11 protein-coding genes are annotated in these 16,572 nt (G+C 67.6%); 4 read left to right on the top strand and 7 right to left on the bottom strand.

Annotated features, from left to right (window positions below; translation table 11 throughout):
• The 3 genes from ON37_RS20415 to ON37_RS20405 all read left to right on the top strand — a co-directional run.
• The coding region (locus tag ON37_RS20415) for a multifunctional oxoglutarate decarboxylase/oxoglutarate dehydrogenase thiamine pyrophosphate-binding subunit/dihydrolipoyllysine-residue succinyltransferase subunit (RefSeq protein ID WP_040721529.1) at window positions 1–3,472 on the top strand (3,472 nt) is incomplete at its 5' end.
• A 256-nt stretch (window positions 3,473–3,728) separates the two neighbouring features.
• Window positions 3,729–4,427, top strand: coding sequence for a PadR family transcriptional regulator (locus ON37_RS20410; protein WP_040721528.1), 699 nt, complete (start codon window positions 3,729–3,731; stop codon window positions 4,425–4,427).
• Window positions 4,428–4,520: 93 nt separating this feature from the next.
• Window positions 4,521–6,005, top strand: a complete 1,485-nt coding sequence (locus ON37_RS20405; RefSeq protein WP_051031832.1) for a DHA2 family efflux MFS transporter permease subunit — start codon at window positions 4,521–4,523, stop codon at window positions 6,003–6,005.
• Between the two features lie 148 nt (window positions 6,006–6,153).
• On the opposite strand, the gene ON37_RS20400 is transcribed toward ON37_RS20405, so the two are convergent.
• Window positions 6,154–7,884, bottom strand: a complete 1,731-nt coding sequence (locus tag ON37_RS20400; RefSeq protein ID WP_040721527.1) for a molybdopterin-dependent oxidoreductase — start codon at window positions 7,882–7,884, stop codon at window positions 6,154–6,156.
• A gap of 179 nt (window positions 7,885–8,063) precedes the next feature.
• Here ON37_RS20400 and ON37_RS20395 point away from each other — a divergent pair, with 179 nt between their 5' ends.
• The gene (locus tag ON37_RS20395; RefSeq protein ID WP_245553281.1) at window positions 8,064–9,392 is read left to right on the top strand and encodes a trypsin-like peptidase domain-containing protein; all 1,329 of its coding nucleotides are present in this window, start codon (window positions 8,064–8,066) and stop codon (window positions 9,390–9,392) included.
• Window positions 9,393–9,416: 24 nt separating this feature from the next.
• On the opposite strand, the gene ON37_RS20390 is transcribed toward ON37_RS20395, so the two are convergent.
• From ON37_RS20390 to ON37_RS20365, 6 genes are all read right to left on the bottom strand, one after another.
• Complete coding sequence (locus ON37_RS20390; RefSeq protein ID WP_040721526.1) at window positions 9,417–10,568, bottom strand: FAD-dependent monooxygenase; 1,152 nt, start codon at window positions 10,566–10,568, stop codon at window positions 9,417–9,419.
• 110 nt (window positions 10,569–10,678) lie between these two features.
• Window positions 10,679–11,104: a VOC family protein gene (locus ON37_RS20385; protein ID WP_040721534.1), complete on the bottom strand. Its 426-nt coding sequence runs from the start codon at window positions 11,102–11,104 to the stop codon at window positions 10,679–10,681.
• 226 nt (window positions 11,105–11,330) lie between these two features.
• Window positions 11,331–13,121, bottom strand: coding sequence for an AMP-dependent synthetase/ligase (locus ON37_RS20380; RefSeq protein ID WP_040721525.1), 1,791 nt, complete (start codon window positions 13,119–13,121; stop codon window positions 11,331–11,333).
• Window positions 13,122–13,245: 124 nt separating this feature from the next.
• Window positions 13,246–14,172 (bottom strand): alpha/beta hydrolase, encoded by a 927-nt coding sequence (locus ON37_RS20375; protein WP_040721524.1) that lies wholly within the window; start codon window positions 14,170–14,172, stop codon window positions 13,246–13,248.
• 22 nt (window positions 14,173–14,194) lie between these two features.
• Window positions 14,195–15,025: an SDR family NAD(P)-dependent oxidoreductase gene (locus tag ON37_RS20370; protein WP_040721523.1), complete on the bottom strand. Its 831-nt coding sequence runs from the start codon at window positions 15,023–15,025 to the stop codon at window positions 14,195–14,197.
• Window positions 15,022–16,557 (bottom strand): flavin-containing monooxygenase, encoded by a 1,536-nt coding sequence (locus ON37_RS20365; RefSeq protein WP_040721522.1) that lies wholly within the window; start codon window positions 16,555–16,557, stop codon window positions 15,022–15,024. Before ON37_RS20365 ends, ON37_RS20370 begins: the two co-directional genes overlap by 4 nt.
• Window positions 16,558–16,572 lie beyond the last annotated feature (15 nt).

Below are 16,572 nucleotides of genomic sequence, written 5' to 3'. Positions count from 1 at the left end.
GCCGCAGGCGAGCACCACCCCCGCACCGACGTCCAACGCCGCGCCCGCCAAGGGTGCGACACCGGCCGAACCGGCCGCCGACGAGTCGAAGGTGCTGCGCGGTCCGGCCGCGGCGATCGTCAAGAACATGTCGTCGTCGCTGACCATCCCGACCGCGACCAGTGTGCGGGCCATTCCGGCGAAGCTGATGATCGACAACCGGCTGGTCATCAACAACCACCTCGCCCGCACCCGCGGCGGCAAGATCTCGTTCACCCATCTGCTGGGTTACGCGATCGTGCAGGCGGTGAAGGCGTTCCCGAACATGAACCGCCACTTCGCCGAGGTCGACGGGAAGCCGAACGCGGTCACCCCCGCGCACACCAACCTCGGCCTGGCGATCGACCTGCCGGGTAAGGACGGTAACCGCACGCTCGTCGTCGCGGCGATCAAGAACACCGAGACGATGTCGTTCGCGCAGTTCCACAGCGCCTACGAGGACATCGTGCGCCGGGCCCGGGACGGCAAGCTCACCACCGAGGACTTCACCGGCGTCACCATCTCGCTGACCAACCCGGGCACCATCGGCACCAACCACTCGGTGCCGCGACTGATGCCGGGCCAGGGCGCGATCATCGGCGCGGGCGCGATGGAGTACCCGGCCGAATTCCAGGGCATGAGTGATCAGCAGCTCGCCGAGATCGGCATCGGCAAGCTGATGACCCTGACCTCCACCTACGACCACCGCATCATCCAGGGTGCGGAGTCCGGTGATTTCCTGCGCACCATCCACAACCTGCTGATCTCCGACGAGTTCTACGACGAGATCTTCCACGGCATGGGTGTGCCCTACGAGCCGGTGCGCTGGCGCAAGGACATCAAGGAACGCGGCGTCGACAAGAGCGTGCGCGTCCAGGAACTGATCTCCGCCTACCGCGCCCGCGGCCACCTGATGGCCGATACCGACCCGCTGCGGCTGGTCAAGGACAAGTTCCGCAGCCACCCGGATCTCGACGTCACCCAGCACGGCCTGACGCTGTGGGACCTCGATCGCGAATTCAACGTCGCCGGATTCCACGGCCAGGAGCGCATGAAGCTGCGCGACGTGCTGTCGGTGCTGCGCGACGCCTACTGCCGCCACGTCGGCGTCGAGTACACCCACATCCTCGACACCGAACAGCTGCAGTGGCTGCGGGACCGGGTCGAGCAGAAGCACGAGAAGCCGACCGTCGCCCAGCAGAAGTACATCCTGAGCCGGCTGAACGCGGCCGAGGCGTTCGAGACCTTCCTGCAGACCAAGTACGTGGGCCAGAAGCGGTTCTCGCTCGAGGGCGCGGAGTCGGTCATCCCGATGATGGATGCCGTCATCGACCAGTGCGCCGAGCACGGCCTCGACGAGGTCGTCATCGGTATGCCGCACCGCGGGCGCCTGAACGTGCTGGCCAACATTGTCGGTAAGCCCTACTCGCAGATCTTCACCGAGTTCGAGGGCAACATGAACCCGGCCGCCACGCACGGTTCCGGCGACGTGAAGTACCACCTCGGCGCGCAGGGCACCTATATCCAGATGTTCGGCGACAACGACATCGAGGTCTCGCTGACGGCCAACCCGTCACACCTCGAGGCCGTCGACCCGGTGCTGGAGGGTCTGGTCCGCGCCAAGCAGGATCTGCTCACCAAGGAAGACCTGGTCACCAAGGGCGAAGAGGCACGCACCTTCTCGGTCGTGCCGCTGATGCTGCACGGTGACGCGGCCTTCGCCGGCCAGGGCGTGGTCGCCGAGACGTTGAACATGTCCGGGCTGCGCGGTTACCGCGTGGGCGGCACGGTGCACATCGTGGTGAACAACCAGATCGGTTTCACCACCGCACCGGAGAACAGCCGCTCCACCGAATACGCCACGGATATCGCCAAATTCATCGGGGCGCCGATCTTCCACGTCAACGGCGACGACCCGGAGGCCTGTGTCTGGGTGGCCCGGCTCGCGACCGACTTCCGCGAGCGGTTCCACAAGGACGTGGTCATCGACCTCATCTGCTACCGCCGCCGCGGCCACAACGAGGGCGACGACCCGTCGATGACCCAGCCGTACATGTACGACGTCATCGACACCAAGCGCAGCGTGCGCAAGTCCTACACCGAGGCCCTGATCGGCCGTGGTGACATCTCGATGAAAGAGGCCGAGGACGCCCTGCGCGACTACCAGGGCCAGCTGGAGCGCGTGTTCAACGAGGTCCGGGAACTGGAGAAGTATCCGCCGGAGCCGAGCGAATCGGTCGAGCAGGAGCAGACCGTCCCGGGCACCGTCGTCACCGCCGTCGACAAGTCGGTGCTGCAGCGCATCGGTGACGCCTTCCTCGGCGTGCCGGAGGGTTTCAGCGTGCACCCGCGCGTGAAGCCGGTGCTGGAGCGCCGCCGCGAGATGGCCTACGAGGGCAAGATCGACTGGGCCTTCGCCGAGCTGCTGGCCTTCGGCACGCTGATCGACGAGGGCAAGGCGGTGCGCCTGACCGGTCAGGACTCGCGCCGCGGCACCTTCACCCAGCGGCATTCGGTGATCATCGACCGCAAGACCGGCGCCGAGTACACGCCGCTGCACAACATCGGCAGCGAGAACCCGGGCTGGTTCGCGGTGCACGACTCGGCGCTGAGCGAATACGCCGCCGTCGGTTTCGAATACGGCTATTCGCTGGGCAACCCGGACGCGCTCGTGCTCTGGGAGGCGCAGTTCGGTGACTTCGTCAACGGCGCGCAGTCGATCATCGACGAGTTCATCTCCTCGGGTGAGGCCAAGTGGGGTCAGCTGTCGGAGGTCGTGCTGCTGCTGCCGCACGGTCACGAGGGCCAGGGTCCCGACCACACCTCGGGCCGCATCGAGCGGTTCCTGCAGCTGTGTGCCGAGGGTTCGATGACGGTGGCGGTCCCCTCCACCCCGTCGAACTACTTCCACCTGCTGCGCCGGCACGCGCTCGACGGCATCCGCCGCCCGCTGATCGTCTTCACCCCGAAGTCGATGCTGCGCAACAAGGCCGTCGTCTCCAACATCGAGGACTTCACCGATGCGAAGTTCCGCTCGGTGCTCGAGGAACCGACCTACGAGAGCGGTGACGGCGACCGGTCGAAGGTCAAGCGGATCCTGCTGACCAGCGGCAAGCTCTATTACGAGCTGGCCGCCGAGAAGGCCAAGAAGAACCGCGACGACGTCGCGATCGTGCGGATCGAGCAGCTGTACCCGATCCCGTCCTATCGGCTCAACGAAAAGCTCGCGACCTACCCCAACGCCACCGATCTGGTGTGGGTGCAGGAGGAGCCGGCCAACCAGGGTGCATGGCCGTTCTTCGGCCTGAATCTGCCGGAGATCCTGCCGGACCGGTTCAGCAAGCTGCGCCGGATCTCCCGCCGCGCCATGTCGGCCCCGTCGTCGGGTTCGTCGAAGGTGCACGCGGTGGAGCAGCAGGAGATCGTGGACGAAGCGTTCACGCCGACCGCCTAGGTCGTACCGCCCGGACGCCGGGCCGGATCCGCTCGTACCGAGCGGATTCGGCCCGGCGTTCGTCGTATCCGGGCCGGAAACCGCACATCTGCTCCGGTCCGTTGTCACATTCGGGGCTTCCGGATCGTCGTATGAAGTGAAACAACCTTGTGCCGACCCGCTTCCGAGCCGTATATTCGGCGTGGAATATTTGAGCCGGAACATGTCGGTCCGCCCGCGTAGTCTGCGGCGGCAGTGACGAAGGGAGTCGAGATCGATGTCCAAGCAGCCGGGTGCCACGTTGACGCCGTTGGCGATCTCGGTACTGGCGCTGCTGGAAGAAGACCGGATGCATCCGTACGAGATGTATCAACTGCTGCTCAAACGCCGGAAGGACAATCTGCTGAAGATCCGCCCCGGCTCGCTCTATCACACGGTGACCCGGCTGGCCGAACAAGGACTGGTCCAGGCGGAGGGTACCGAGCGTTCGGGTAACCGCCCGGAACGCACCACCTACCGCATCACCGAAGCGGGTACCGCGGCGCTGCGGACCCGGATCGCCGAGATCATCCGCCGGCCGATTCGTGAGTATCCGATCTTTCCCGTCGGGCTGGCCGAGGCACACAATGTTCCGGTCGACGAGGTGATCGCCCTGATCACCGAGCGGATCGGCTGGCTGGACAACGACATCACCGAACTCGAGGCCATCCGGGAATGGGCCCGCTCGCACGAGGTACCCCGCCGGTACTGGATGGTCATCGACTATCTGCTGGGGCTGACCCGGCACGAAGTCACCTGGTTGCGCGATCTCATCGAGGAGTTGCGCGACGGTTCGCTGCCCTGGCTGGAATTCGACGAGGGCGGAACCCGTTGCCCCGAGAAGACCGGCGACCTCGGCCACGACTGGGGCGCGGCCCTGACCGACGACGTACTCGCCGAACTGCGAAAGGGCGGTACGACTACCGCCGAGCTCTGATCGGGCGCAGATCGGCGGCGCGCCCCGAGACCTTCATACGAACCATCCATCGGTCGCCGAAGCCGATCGATGCCGGAAACAGGAACGAAACCCATGACCTCGCAAAGAAATCCGTGGCTGGCGCTGACCGCGCTGGTGGTCGGATTCTTCATGATCCTGCTGGATATGACCATCGTCGCGGTGGCCAACCCGGCGATCATGCAGGATCTGCATACCGATATCAACAAAGTCATCTGGGTGACCAGCGCCTATCTGCTCACCTACGCGGTACCGCTGCTGGTCACCGGCCGTCTCGGCGACCGCTTCGGACCGAAGAACGTCTACCTGGCCGGTCTGGCCGTCTTCACCCTCGCCTCGCTGTGGTGCGCGGTCTCGGGCAGTGTGGAGATGCTGATCGCCGCCCGCGCAGTGCAGGGCCTGGGCGCGGCGCTGATGACGCCGCAGACCATGGCCGTGATCACCCGTACCTTCCCGCCGGACAAGCGCGGCGCCGCGATGGGGCTGTGGGGCGGCGTCGCCGGCCTGGCGACCCTGGTCGGCCCGATCCTCGGCGGCGTGCTGGTCGACTGGCAGGGCTGGAACTGGATCTTCTACATCAACGTGCCGATCGGTGTGGTGGCCTTCGCGCTGGCCGTGTGGCTGGTCCCGAATCTGGAGACCCACCAGCACAAGTTCGACCTGGTCGGCGTCGCCCTCAGCGGTGTCGGCATGTTCCTGCTGGTCTTCGGCATTCAGGAGGGCAACACCCGCGATTGGGATGTCTGGATCTGGACGATGATCATCGCGGGCCTGGTGGTGCTGGCCCTGTTCGTGGTCAACCAGGCGCGCAACAAGGACGAGCCGCTGGTTCCGCTGAGCCTGTTCCGCGACCGCAACTTCTCGATGTCGAGCGTCGCGATCGCCGCGATGGGCGCCGCCGTCACCTCGCTGATGGTCCCGTCGTACTTCTATCTGGAGGCGGTGCGCGAGTACACCCCGACCCGGGCCGCGCTGGTCTTCGCGCCGATGGCGATCGTGACCGGCCTGACCGCGCCGTTCATCGGCAAGATTTCCGATCGGATGCCACCGCGCATTCTGCCCACCATCGGTTTCCTGGTGTTCGCCCTGACCGTGTTCGGCTTCGCGGCGCTGATGCAACCGGACAGCTCGATCGTGCTGTTCCTGGTGGTCGCGGGCATCGCCGGACTGTCGAACTCCTGCATCTGGGCGCCGCTGGCCTCCACCGCCACTCGCAACCTGCCGATTCATCAGGCCGGCGCCGGCGCGGGCGTGTACAACACCACCCGGCAGGTCGGCTCGGTGCTCGGTAGCGCCGCGATCAGCGCGCTGGTCTCGGCCCGGATGTCGGCCCAGGGCTTGGGCAGCGGCCAATTCGGTGAGGGCGGCGGCACCGGAATGGGCCACATCCCCGAACAGATCATCGACAAGTTCAGCACGGCCCTGGGCCAGTCGATGATCCTGCCCGGTGCGATCCTGCTGATCGGTGTGGTGGCTTCGGCCCTGTTCGTCGGCGGCTCGGCCAAGAAGCAGGAGGCCGAGGCGGGCTCCGAACCGGAAAAGGCCGGTATCCCCGGCTGAACCGGAATCCGTACCGGATCGGAATTCACAGCAGTACTCGACGAGGTCCGCGCGGCTGCCACGCCGCGCGGACCTCGCGCTGTCGGGGCCCTGGTTCCCGCCACGCCACAGCCGCGCGAACGACGGCGAACAGCCGCGGTCGCCGGCCTCAGCCGACCCTGATCGTGCGCGCCGGATAACCGCTCGCCCCGTCCGGGATCACATCGGCGACCTCGGCGGTCTGGACCGTTCCGGTCCCGTCGGTGGCGCGGGCGCGGACGGTGTGGCTGCCCGCGGTGGCATTCCACTCGAAACTCCACTGCCGCCAGGTGTCGACGGACGGCTGGTCGGCCAAGCGCGCGGGTTGCCAAGGGCCGTTGTCGATTTGGACCTCGACGGCGTCGATGCCGCGATGCTGGGCCCATGCCACCCCGGCGATCGTCACCCTTCCCGGAGCGACGGCGCCGCGCGGGGTGTCGATGCGGGTTCCGGTCTTGATCGGTCCGCGCTCCGACCAGCCGCGCCGCGTCCAATAGGCTTGTGCCCGATCGAATCTCGTGATTTCCAGTTCGGTGACCCATTTGGTGGCCGAGACGTAACCGTAGAGGCCGGGCACCACGAGTCGCGCCGGATATCCGTGCTCCACGGGCAGCGGTTCACCGTTCATCCCGACCGCGAGCAGCGCATCGCGGCCGTCGGTGAGGACGGCGAGCGGGCTGCCGGCGGTGAAGCCGTCGGCGCTGCGGGACAACACCATATCCGCGTCCGGATGCGGTCCGGCCTCGGCGAGCAATTCGTCGAGCCGATAGCCCAGCCAGCGCGCGGTGCCGATCAGATCGCCGCCGACCGGATTCGAGACGCAGGTCAGCGTGACCAGCCGCTCCACCGGCTCCCGGCGTGCGAGGTCGGCGTAGCTCAGCCGGATCTCGCGCTCGACCATCCCGTGAATTCGCAGCGACCAGGTGTCGGTGCTCACCTGCGGAACGGTCAATGCGGTATCGATCCGATAGAAATCGGAATTGGCGGTCAGGTACGGCGTGAGGCCCGGAATGGGCAGATCGGCACCCGGAATCACCGGCGGCTCGGGCGACTTCGGCGTCGGTAACCGGACCGCCGCGCGCTCGGCCGACACGCTACGCACACTCGCGCCCAGTACCCGCCCGGCGATTCCCGCCGCCACCGCCAGCACGCCCACGCCGACGATGCTTCGCACCACCTGTCGCCGATCGACTTGTGCCGCAGCGGTTGTCGACGCACGCGGCCAGGGCGCCGCCCGGGCGCCGAGCCGGGCCTCGTCATCGGCGCCCGGCACCGGCGGATGATCTCGGTCGCCCGCGCCGAAATCGCTTCGGGCCGTGGGTTTTTCGGAGCCTTCCACAGCGCCGACCACGCGCTCGTCGTCGCCCGCCTCGATCCGCCCGCCGAATCCCGCTCGGGCGCCGCGCAATCGGGCAGTCGAACCTCCGGGCAGGGCAGCCTCGTAGCGCCGAATCAACCACCGCAGCACCACGATTGCCAGACCGACACCGATGATCGTCGGCAACACCCAGGTCCGATCGGCGGCCGGTCGTTCCAGCGCGGCCCACGCGGCCACGATCCCGAACACCGCGAACATCGTCGATCCGATCGGGCGCGACGTTCGCTCCACGATTCCGGCAACCGCCGCGACGATCAGGGCGACCACGCCCATCAGCAGCGACAACACCAGTTTGTCGTCGGTGCCGAGGGTATCGATCGCCCATTCCCGCACCCCGTCCGGAGTATGGTCCACGACCGTGGCGCCGATCGCCGACAGTGGCGCGCTGCCCGCCCCCACGGGCACCGACACCAACTCCGCGATACCCAGCGCCAATCCCGCGGCCACGATCCCGCAGGCCGCGCGCAGTCCCGATCCGGCCATACCCGCGAGCGTACTGCCGATTACGGCGTCTGACCGGCGCAGATGGTCACCACCGCAGCCGGAACCGAGCCGGTGACCCCGCCCACGCCGGGAGTTCCACGGCAAGCACCCAGCCGGTTCTCAGGAATTGCGCGCTTAATCGATACAGGACCCGGATCGCGCCCCGGGTCCGTGCCGAGATGCAGGATGTGACCGAACAGGACGTGATGACCGTGTATCCGAACGAGGGTGAACGGCCGCACCGGCCGGGACCGCACGAGACGCCGTCGGGAGCGTACGGTCCGCCACGATACCCAGGACAGCCGCCCTACCCGGGACAGTCGCCCTACCCGGGACAGTCGCCCTACCCGGGTCAGCCGCAGTATCCGGGACAGCCCCACCCCGGCCCGCACTACCCGCCGGATAGCCGCGGCCGGCGGCACGGCCTGACCTTCGGCCTGGTCGCAGCCCTCGTCGCGGTGGTCGCACTGACCGTCGCGCTGGTCGGCTCCCGCGTCGACGGTCACGGTCCCGACCAGGCCGGCCCGTTCGTCCACGGCCAGGGGTCGGTGGCCCAGCCGATCGACTCCCGTACCGGTTCGACGGCGCTGGAACAGGCGGCGAACGCGGTGGTGCCCGGCCTCGTCGTGATCGATACCGAACTCGGGATGCAGAACGGCGCGGGCGCCGGAACCGGCATAGTGCTCGCGTCCGACGGCACCGTCCTGACCAACAACCATGTCGTGGAGGGCGCGACCGATATCTCGGTGACCGATCTCGGCAACGGACGCACCTACCGCGGGACGGTCGCCGGATACGACCGGCAGGACGATCTGGCCGTGGTGAAGTTGCAGGGCGCGTCCGGTCTGCAGACCGCACCGCTCGGCGATTCGGACACCGTCAAGGTCGGCGACGCCATCGTCGGCGTCGGCAATGCCGGCGGCACCGGCTCGCCCACCGCCGCGGCCGGTCGGGTCACCGCACTGGATCAGTCGATCACGGCCAGCGACGAGTCGGCCGGCGCCTCCGAACAGCTGACCGGACTCATCCAGGTGGCCGCGAATATCCAGCCCGGCGATTCGGGCGGCCCGCTGATCAACAGCGCCGGTCAGGTAGTGGGCGTGAATACCGCTGCCTCGCAAGGGTTCCGACTCGGCACCGGCGGCGGCCAGGGCTTCGCTATCCCGGTGAACAAGGCGAAGTCGATCGCCGCGCAGATCCAGGCGGGTAAGAGTTCGGACCGCGTGCACATCGGCGATTCGGCGTTCCTCGGCATCACGATGAGCGATGCCGACGGTTCCGGCGCACTGGTCCGCGCCATCGTGAACGGTGGTCCGGCGCAGGCCGCGGGACTGGCTCCCGGCGATGTGATCACCGGCCTGGACGGTCACGCCATCGATTCCGCGACCACCATGACCAACACGATGGATCAGCACCATCCGGGCGATACGGTCACCCTCACCTGGGTCGACCGCTCCGGGCAGAGCGAATCCGCACAGACCGCGCTGGCCCGCGGGCCGGTCGGCTGACGAACCCGCCCGCCGGGCACACCCTCAGTCCGGCGGCGTCCAGGACAAGGCCGAACCCATCCCCCGCAGCAGGGCGCGGCCGGGCAGCATCCGCAGCGCCGCGTCGCGCGCCACGGCCGGAGCCGAGGTCAGCCGCGCCACCGCACCGATGCGGCGGGACCGCCGGGCGATCGCCTGCGTCCGGGGCCGCCGGATTCGGTCGTATTCGCGCAAGGCGATGTCGACGTCGTCCATGCGATCCAGCAGCGCGGCCAGCGTGACCGCGTCCTCGATGGCCTGATTCGCCCCCTGACCCAGATTCGGAGTCATGGCATGGGCGGCGTCGCCGAGCAGGGCGGCCCGGCCACGGACGAAGGTCGGCAGCGGCGGCAGTTCGTAGATGTCGTGACGCAGGACGTCGGCTTCGCCGACGGTCGCCAGCAGGCTGGGGATCGGCTCGTGCCAATGCCCGAACCGCCGCCGCAGCTCCCCCAGTTCGTCGCCGGGACTGCGCCGGCCCGCGGGGACGAGTGCCGCGCCGAACAGGTACACCCGGCCGTCGGCGATCGGAATCATCCCGACCTGCTCACCGTGTCCCCAGGTCTGCCCGCCCGCGCGCAGCGGCGGCACCCGCGGCGGCGTGATCGTTCGCCACGCGGTGATCCCCGAATAGCGCGGTGGTGCCGCCTGCGGGCAGACCCACCGGCGAACCTCGCTGTGGATTCCGTCGGCGCCGACGATCAGGTCGGCCGCCGACGTCCCCGCCTCGTGCACCACCCGGGCGCCACGGTCGTGGCCTTCGACGCCGGACACGGCGATGCCGACCCGCACGTCCAGGTCGTCGACCGCCGAGCGAAGAATGTCGAACAGATCGGCCCGGGGAATCATCACGACATCCCCGTAGCGCCGCACCAATTCGGTCGTGTCGGTGCGAATCAGCCACTGCCCGCGGGGATTTCGGATGCCGGCGGCGGTTTCCGCCATGGCTCGCGCCCGCACCCGGGTTCCCAGGCCGATACTGTCGAGCCCGCGCAACCCGTTGCTCCAGATGGTCAGTCCCGACCCCGATTCCCCGATGGCGGCCGACCGCTCGATGATTTCGACGTCCCAGCCGCGGCGGCGCAGCGCGACCGCCGCGGCAAGTCCACCGATACCGGCACCGACCACCACCGCGCGGCCCTTCCGGCTCGCCCCCATCCGATCCCCACCTATCGCCGCGCCTCCATTATCCGTGCGTCAACGATAACCACATCCGCCGCCGATGCACGGTGGGCGAGGACGCCACCGAATCAGACCCTCCGAGAAGGTTATTCGCCGCCGTACAGGTTGACCATCCACGGCACCGAGAACTTGTCGGTGACCATACCGAACTGCGCGGCCCATTCGGTTTTGCCGAGCGGCATGGTGACCTGCCCGCCCTCGGACAGCCCGGTGAAGATCCGTTCCGCCTCGGCCTGATCGTCCACGTCCAGACAGACGGCGAACGGCACGTTGTCGTGACCGACGCGCTGATCCGGCGGCGCGTCCGAGCCCATCAGCAGCTGATCCTCGCGCCAGGTCAGCGCGGCGTTGGCGATGCGGTTGCCGACCTCTTCGGGCAGACTGCTGCCGCCCTCACCGCCCATATCGCGGTAGCGGACCATCTGCAGTTCGCCGCCGAGTACGGACCGATAGAAGGTGAATGCCTCCTCGGCTTCACCGTTGAACAGCAGATATGCGGTAGCTGACTTCACGGTTGCCTCCTCCGGAATGGATACGGGCGTGCGACCGGCGGTCACCGCCCACACAGGAGACGGCTCGAGCCGGCGGAAATCATCGCTGTCGCAGAACCTACCGCCACTCCCGGCACGGGGCGCGGACCTTCGGAAGAATTCGGCCACCTCGCGATGCCTCGCGCGACCGAAAGCCGAACGGCCCGCTTCGCCGATCCGAAGCGGGCCGTTCGTACGGGGGCAGCGATCAGCTGTAGATCGCCTCGACCTCGTTCGCGTAGTTCTTCATCACCACATTGCGCTTGAGCGACATCTTCGGCGTCAGCTCGCCGCTCTCCTCGGTCCAGTCGACCGGCAGGATGCGGGTCTTCTTGATCGCCTCGGCGTGCGAGACCAGCTTGTTGGTGTCCTTGACCGCCTTGTCGATCTCGGCGACCAGCTCCGGCAGCTCGATCAACTTCTCGATCGGGGTGTCCTCGGGGACGTTGTTGCGGGACTTCCAGCCCGGCAGCGCCTCCGGGTCGAGGGTGATCAGCGCGCCCACGAACGGCTTACCGTCACCGACCACCATCACCTGGCTGATCAGCGGATGGGAGCGCAGGGAATCCTCGAGCATGGCCGGCGAGACGTTCTTACCGCCTGCGGTGACGATGATTTCCTTCTTGCGGCCGGTGATCGTGATGAAGCCCTGCTCGTCGATCGCGCCCAGGTCACCGGTCTTGAACCAGCCGTCGACGAAGGCGTCCTCGGTCGCGGTGGGGTTGTTCCAGTACCCGGCGAAAACGACCGGTCCGCGCAGCAGCAGCTCACCGTCGTCGGCGACCTTGGCGGCATGACCGCCGAGCGGGCGGCCCACCGAACCGACCTTCAGGTGCTCGGGGGTGTTCACCGAGACCGCGGCCGTGCTCTCGGTCAGGCCGTAACCCTCGTAGATGGTGACGCCGACGCCACGGAAGAAGTGGCCCAGCCGCGCACCCAGCGGGCCGCCACCGGAGACCGCGGACTTGCAGCGTCCGCCCATGGCCTCGCGCAGCTTGCCGTAGACGAGCTTGTCGAAGACGGTGTGCTTGAGCTTGAGCACCAGCCCGGGGCCGCCCTTGTCCAGGGACTCGCTGTATTCGACGGCGACGTCCGCGGCCAGATCGAAGATCTTGCCCTTGCCGCCGTCGTGCGCCTTCTGCTTGGCGCCGTTGAACACCTTCTCGAATACCCGCGGCACCGAGAGGATGAAGTCCGGCTTGTACTGACCGAACTGCTCGACCAGCGTCGACCAGTCGGCGGTGTGGGCGACGGTGACCCCGGCGTCGAAGGCGGCCAGCGCCACCGCGCGAGCGAAGACGTGGGCCAGCGGCAGGAACAGCAGCGAGCGGTGGCCGGGCTTGAGGAACTGCGGCATGGCGGCGCGGTCGGCGGCCGATTCGGCGTACAGGTTGGCATGCGAGAGCATGACGCCCTTGGGCCGGCCGGTGGTGCCGGAGGTGTAGATCAGCGATGCCGGGGAGGCGGCCTTGACCTGCTTGCGGCGCTCGTGCACGGCCGCATCGTCGAGATCCTTACCGCGCTCGATCAGGGTGTCGATCGCGCCGTCGTCGATGACCAGCGGCTCGCCCAGTTCGGGCAGCCCGTCCTCGATCTCGGCGATGGTGGCCCGGTGCCGGGCGTTCTCGACCACGATCAGCTTGGTGCCGGAGTCCGACAGGATCCAGCGCGCCTGCTCGGCCGAGGAACTGTCGAAGATCGCCACGGTGCAGCCGCCGGCCGCCCAGATGGCGAAGTCCAGCACCACCCACTCGTAGCGGGTGGCGGCCAGGATGGCGACCCGGTCACCGAGTTCGATGCCGGAGGCGATCAGTCCCTTGGCCACCGCGGTGACGTGCTCGGCGAACTCGGCGGCGGTGACATCCGTCCACCCACCCTTGCCGTCCGGCCTGTTGAACACCACCAGGCCGGGCGTGCGCTCGGCGTGCCGGAAGGCGCCATCGGACATATTGGCGTCTTCGGGGATGGTGTAGGTAGCCGGGACTTCGAACTCTCGCATCGGTGCCCTTCCACGTGGTCTACTCGCCAGTAATTTACGCCAGCCGTAACGGCAGGTTCACACCCGGCCGCCCGGTCGGTAATTCGACTCGGATGCGGCCGGGTGGAACCGGTTCGACCAGCTTCTATCCTATGGATCCGATTTGCGCGGGTCGCAGCGATTCCGCGAGGAATCCTGCCAGCTCACGGGCGGCGACCGCCGCGGGCGCCACGAGCGAGGCCTGCAACTGCGACACATGCCAGAGCCCGTTGGTCACCGAGAGCCGCACCGGCACCCCGGCGGACCGCAGCGCCGCCGCCAGCCGCACACATTGCGGATGCAGCAGCTCCTCGGCATCGGCCTGGATGTAGGTGTCGGGCAGCCCGCGCAGATTGCCGAGCAGCGGCGCGTAACCCGGATCCAGTGGATCGCCGTCGCCCAGATAGGCGGCCGCGCACAACCGCGACCATGCCTTGTTCACCACCAGGTCCCGATCGCGATCGGGCAACTCGTTGGGATCCGCCCACGGCGCGATCAATCCCAATGCGGCGGGGCGCATTCCGTGCACGTCGCGCAGCCGCAGCGCCAGGGCCAGCGACAGCCCGCCGCCGGCCGAATCACCGGCGACCGCGATCCGATGCGGCGCCAACCCGGTGGACACCAGTTCCAGGAAGGCGGCCTCGGCGTCGTCGACGGCGGCCGGATACGGATGTTCCGGCGCCAGCCGATAGTCCGGAACATAAACCGGACAACCGATTTCGCGGGCCAGATGGGCGGCCAGCGACCGATGGGTGGCGGGCGAACCGATGGTGTACCCGCCGCCGTGCAGATACAGCACCGCACCCGGACCGGCCGGCGCACCGGCGCTGACCCGCTCGGCGGGCCGGCCACCCAGGCGCATCCGGTGCACCCGGGTCCCGGCCGGCAGGGTTTGCAGCACCGAACCCGCGTCGAGCAGCGCCCGCTGGGTCACCCAGGGCAGGCGGTGATGCATCGAATAGCGGAACATCGGCCGCAGGATCGCCCGGGCCAGCGGCAGGGGCAACGACAGCGATTTCGAAAAGCCAGACATCACAGCGAACGTCACCGTCGAATCAGGGCAGGAACCGGCTGATGACCGTGGTCTGGATGCGCTGATAGTAGGAGGCGGTGGTGCGGACGAACAGGTCCAGCGCCTTGGCCTCCCAGCCGATCAGCACCCGGCCGTGCCCCTTGCGGACGCCCTCGGTGATGGTCTGCGCGGCCATCTCCGGGGTGTGCAGCGCCAGCTGCTTGTCGAAGAACTGGGCCAGCTTGGCCGAATCGAGTCCCTCGGCGTAGGTGGCGTTACGCGCCACCGCGGTCTTGATGCCGCCGGGGTGCACACAGGTGACCTTCACCGGGTACTTGTGCGCCAGCATCTCCTGGCGCAGCGATTCGGTGAATCCGCGCACCGCGAATTTCGCTGCGTTGTAAGCACTCTGGCCCGGAATGGCGATGAGGCCGAACAGGCTGGACACGTTGACCACGTGACCGTCACCGGATTCGATGATCGCCGGCAGGAAGGCCTTGGTGCCGTTGACGACGCCCCAGAAGTCGACATCCATGACCCGCTCGATGTCCTTGAACTGGGATTCGTTGACCTCGCCGTGGAAGGCGATACCGGCGTTGTTGTAGATCTGATGGATCACGCCGAAGTGCTTTTTCACCTCGTCCGCGTAGAGCAGCACCGCTTCCCGCTCGGCCACGTTGAGCCGATCGGACTTCACCTGCGCGCCCAGGGCCTCGACGCGCCGGACGGTTTCGGCCAGGCCCTCGGTGTCGATGTCGGAGAGGGCCAGTTTGGCACCGCGCCGGGCCAGGTTCTCGGCCAGCGCCCGGCCGATACCGGAGCCGGCGCCGGTGATCACGCATACCTTGCCCGTGAAGTAAGCATCATTGCTCACTGTGCTGCCACCACTTTCAGATCGGGCCGCGCGGCCCCGTCGGTCGATTGGGTTGTGTCGTACGCCGCGACGTCGAATTTCTCGGTCAGCTTGCGGAAGCGGAAGGTGAAATCGGGCCACAGCGTGGTGTTGTTGCCGTGCTTGTCCAGATACCAGCTGGCGCAACCACCGTTGAGCCAGACGCTGTTGGACATGCTGTCCTGCAGGTCGCGGTTGTACTTGTCCTGCACGTCTTTTCGCACCTCGACGGTGCGCAGGCCGCGGTTGTCGACGGTGGCGATCGCATCGGCGATGTAATTGATCTGCGATTCGATCATGTAGACCATCGAGGTGTGGCCGAGGCCGACGTTCGGGCCGAGCATGAAGAACATGTTCGGGAAGTTGTGGATCGCCGCGCCCTTGTAGCCCTGCTGGCCGATCTCGTCGAACACTTCGGTGAGGGTGCGCCCGTCCCGACCGGCGATGGTCTCGTAGACCGGTGAATCGGTGACGTGGAAGCCGGTCGCCACAACGAGGGCGTCGATCTCGCGCTCGGTACCGTCCGCGGTGACGATCGAATTCGCGCGGATCTCGCGGATGCCGTCGGTGACGACATCGACATTGTCGCGGCCGAGCGCCGGGTAGTAGTCGTTGGAGATCAGCATCCGCTTGCAGCCGATGCGGAAGTTCGGCGTGACCTTCTCGCGCAGTTCGGCATCCGGCACCTCCAGCCGCAGCTTGAGGCGGGCGATACCTTCCAGCGCCAGCATCGCCGGCGGGAATTTGGCGAGGCCGACGACCTGGGTTTCGCGCGCGGCGTAGATGGCCGCGCGCGACAACTTCTGCACCCCGGGAACGTATTTGAAGGCCAGCCGCTCCACCGCGGTGTATTCGCGGTCGAAACGCGGCAGCAGCCACGGCGCGGTGCGCTGGTAGACGTCGAGGTGGGCCACCTTCGGTGCGATCGAGGGCACGATCTGGATGGCCGAGGCGCCGGTACCGATCACGGCGACCCGCTTACCGGTCAGGTCGGCCTCGTGATCCCAGCGCGCGGAGTGGAAGACTCGGCCCTGGAAGTCGTTGATGCCCTTGATGTCCGGGAGGTTCGGCTCACACAGCGCACCGACGGCCGAGACCAGGATGTCGGCGGTGAACGCACCCTTGCTGGTCTGCACCTCCCAGCGCGCCTGCTCGTCGTTCCAGCGCGCTCCGGTCATCTCACAACCGAAGACGTGCTTGTCCCGCACGCCGTACTTGTCGGCCACGCTGCGGATGTAGGCCTGGATCTCCGGCTGCTTGGAGAACGACCGCGACCAGTTCGGGTTGAGCGCGAACGAGTAGGAATACAGCTGCGACGGCACATCGCAGGCCGCACCCGGATAGGTGTTGTCGCGCCAGGTGCCGCCGACGTCGTTGCCGCGTTCGAGGACGAGGTAGTCGTCACGCCCCTGCTGACTCAGCCGGATCGCCAAACCGAGGCCGGAGAATCCGCTGCCGACGATCAGCGTGCGAACATGGCGGGCCGGCACGTTGTCTGTAACCCTACGACTCATGTACTAAAGCCTACG

The organism is Nocardia veterana NBRC 100344 (assembly GCF_000308855.1).
Lineage (GTDB): Bacteria > Actinomycetota > Actinomycetes > Mycobacteriales > Mycobacteriaceae > Nocardia > Nocardia veterana.
The sequence above is the reverse complement of the archived record's forward strand: the minus strand, read 5'-3'. Positions and strand labels throughout refer to the sequence as shown.

Bases quoted from the DNA above. Each gene is read 5' to 3' on its own strand.
- ON37_RS20410 (WP_040721528.1), top strand. From the start codon at position 3,729: ATGTCCAAGCAGCCGGGTGCCACGTTGACGCCGTTGGCGATCTCGGTA.
- ON37_RS20405 (WP_051031832.1), top strand. From the start codon at position 4,521: ATGACCTCGCAAAGAAATCCGTGGCTGGCGCTGACCGCGCTGGTGGTC.
- ON37_RS20400 (WP_040721527.1), bottom strand. From the start codon at position 7,884: ATGGCCGGATCGGGACTGCGCGCGGCCTGCGGGATCGTGGCCGCGGGA.
- ON37_RS20395 (WP_245553281.1), top strand. From the start codon at position 8,064: ATGCAGGATGTGACCGAACAGGACGTGATGACCGTGTATCCGAACGAG.
- ON37_RS20390 (WP_040721526.1), bottom strand. From the start codon at position 10,568: ATGGGGGCGAGCCGGAAGGGCCGCGCGGTGGTGGTCGGTGCCGGTATC.
- ON37_RS20380 (WP_040721525.1), bottom strand. From the start codon at position 13,121: ATGCGAGAGTTCGAAGTCCCGGCTACCTACACCATCCCCGAAGACGCC.
- ON37_RS20375 (WP_040721524.1), bottom strand. From the start codon at position 14,172: ATGTCTGGCTTTTCGAAATCGCTGTCGTTGCCCCTGCCGCTGGCCCGG.
- ON37_RS20365 (WP_040721522.1), bottom strand. From the start codon at position 16,557: ATGAGTCGTAGGGTTACAGACAACGTGCCGGCCCGCCATGTTCGCACG.